We start from the raw sequence: 2167 nt of genomic DNA, 5'->3' as shown, positions 1-2167 counted from the left end.
TGTCGGTTCCGGCTGAAGACTGACCCTGTGATTCCGGCGGAATCGTGACCCACCCCCGACGCTGGTGAGGTGTTGAAGGTGGAGGACTGGGCGGAGATCCGCCGACTGCACCGGGCCGAAGGACTGGCGATCCGAGCAATCGCCCGCAGGCTCGGGATCGCAAGGAACACGGTGCGCAAAGCACTGGCCTCGCACGAACCGCCCCGGTACGTGCGAGCCGGCAAAGGATCGATCGTGGATGCGGTGGAACCACAGATCAGAGGGCTTCTGGCGGAGTTCCCGGACATGCCGACCTCGGTCATCATGGAACGGGTCGGCTGGAGCCGCGGCAAGAGCGTGTTCTTTGCGCGGGTGCAGCAGCTGCGGCCGCTGTATCGGCCGGTCGATCCGGCTTCTCGCACCGAGTACCAGGCCGGTGAGCTGGCCCAATGCGATCTATGGTTTCCCGCGGTGGACGTGCCGCTGGGATTCGGGCAGACGGGCCGCCCGCCGGTGCTGGTCATGGTCAGCGGCTACTCGCGGATGATCGGCGCGGTCATGCTGCCCTCGCGCCGGGCGCCGGACCTGCTGGCCGGGCACTGGAGGCTGCTCAGCCAGTGGGGCCGGGTGCCCAAGGCACTGGTCTGGGACAACGAGGCCGCCATCGGCCAGTGGCGAGCCGGCAGACCGCAGCTGAGCGAGGCGATGACCGCCTTCCGCGGAACGCTCGGCATCAAGGTCATCCAATGCCGTCCGGCCGATCCGGAGGCCAAGGGCCTGGTCGAACGCGCCAACGGCTACCTGGAGACCTCGTTTCTGCCGGGGCGGGTCTTCACCGGCCCGGCCGACTTCACCGCCCAGCTGAGCGAGTGGCTGGTGCGGGCCAACAATCGCCACCACCGTCGGCTGGGCTGCCGGCCGGTCGACCGGTGGGAGGCGGATCGGGCGGCGATGCTGCCCCTGCCGCCGGTGGCGCCGGCCAGTGGCTGGTGCTTGAGCACCCGCCTGCCGCGCGACCACTACGTGCGGCTGGACTCCAACGACTACTCGGTGCACCCGTCGGTGATCGGCCGGCGCGTCCAGGTGACCGCGGACCTGGAGCAGGTGGTGGTCACCTGCGACGGCGCTCAGGTGGCCCGGCATGCGCGCTGCTGGGCCGATCGCCAGACCATCACCGATCCGGCCCATCAGGCCGCCGCCGCGCAGTTGCGCCGGATGCGGCACAACAGCTCGCTGCGCCCGGTGGAGACCGCGGTGCAGCAGCGGCCGCTGTCGGACTACGACCGGTTGTTCGGCCTGAACGATGAGGAGATCGCCGGATGAGCGCCCGCACCGGCGGCACGGGCACCGGCCGGAACGTGAGCGCTGAGATCGCCTACCTCACCCGGGCGCTGAAGGCTCCCTCGCTGGCCGCGGCCGTTGCGCGGCTGGCCGAACGCGCCCGCGCCGAGTCCTGGAGCCATGAGGAGTTCCTGGCCGCCTGCCTGCAACGCGAGGTCGCCGCCCGCGAGGCCCACGGCGGTGAGGGCCGCATCCGCGCCGCCCGCTTCCCGTCCCGCAAATCCCTCGAGGAGTTCGACTTCGATCATCAGCGCTCCCTCAAACGCGAGGTCATCACCCATCTGGGCACCTTGGACTTCATCACGGCCAAGGAGAACGTGGTGTTCCTCGGCCCGCCCGGCACCGGCAAGACCCACCTGTCGATCGGGCTGGGGATGCGGGCTTGTCAGGCCGGGCACCGGGTCGCGTTCGCCACCGCCGCCGAGTGGGTGGCGCGTCTGGCCGAGGCCCATCAGGCCGGGCGGTTGCAGAGCGAGCTCGTCAAGCTGGGCCGCATCCCGTTGCTGATCGTCGACGAGGTGGGTTACATCCCGTTCGAGGCTGAGGCGGCCAACTTGTTCTTCCAGTTGGTGTCGTCTCGCTACGAGCGGGCGAGCTTGATCGTGACCAGTAACAAGCCGTTCGGCCGGTGGGGCGAGGTCTTCGGCGATGACGTGGTGGCCGCGGCGATGATCGACCGTTTGGTGCATCATGCCGAGGTCGTCTCGTTGAAGGGAGACAGCTACCGGCTCAAGGACCGTGACCTTGGTCGTGTCCCCGCGGCCAAGACCGACAACTGAAGATCAGATATCTGGGTGGGTCAAGGTTCGCCCGGAACAGACGGGTCACGATCGAGTCGGAATTGACA

At 68.9% G+C, this 2167-nt stretch carries 2 protein-coding genes; both read left to right on the top strand.

Annotated features, from left to right (window positions below; translation table 11 throughout):
- The first annotated feature begins 69 nt into the window (after nt 1–69).
- Nucleotides 70–1302 (top strand): IS21 family transposase, encoded by a 1233-nt coding sequence (gene istA / locus Psi01_RS42845; protein ID WP_204069952.1) that lies wholly within the window; start codon nt 70–72, stop codon nt 1300–1302.
- Nucleotides 1299–2099, top strand: coding sequence for an IS21-like element helper ATPase IstB (gene istB / locus Psi01_RS42840; protein ID WP_204069951.1), 801 nt, complete (start codon nt 1299–1301; stop codon nt 2097–2099). Before istA ends, istB begins: the two co-directional genes overlap by 4 nt.
- Nucleotides 2100–2167: the final 68 nt, after the last annotated feature.

Origin of the sequence: Paraplanobispora siamensis (genome assembly GCF_016863175.1) — a bacterium.
GTDB lineage: Bacteria > Actinomycetota > Actinomycetes > Streptosporangiales > Streptosporangiaceae > Planobispora > Planobispora siamensis.
The sequence above is the reverse complement of the archived record's forward strand: the minus strand, read 5'-3'. Positions and strand labels throughout refer to the sequence as shown.

Bases quoted from the DNA above. Each gene is read 5' to 3' on its own strand.
- istB (WP_204069951.1), top strand. From the start codon at position 1,299: ATGAGCGCCCGCACCGGCGGCACGGGCACCGGCCGGAACGTGAGCGCT.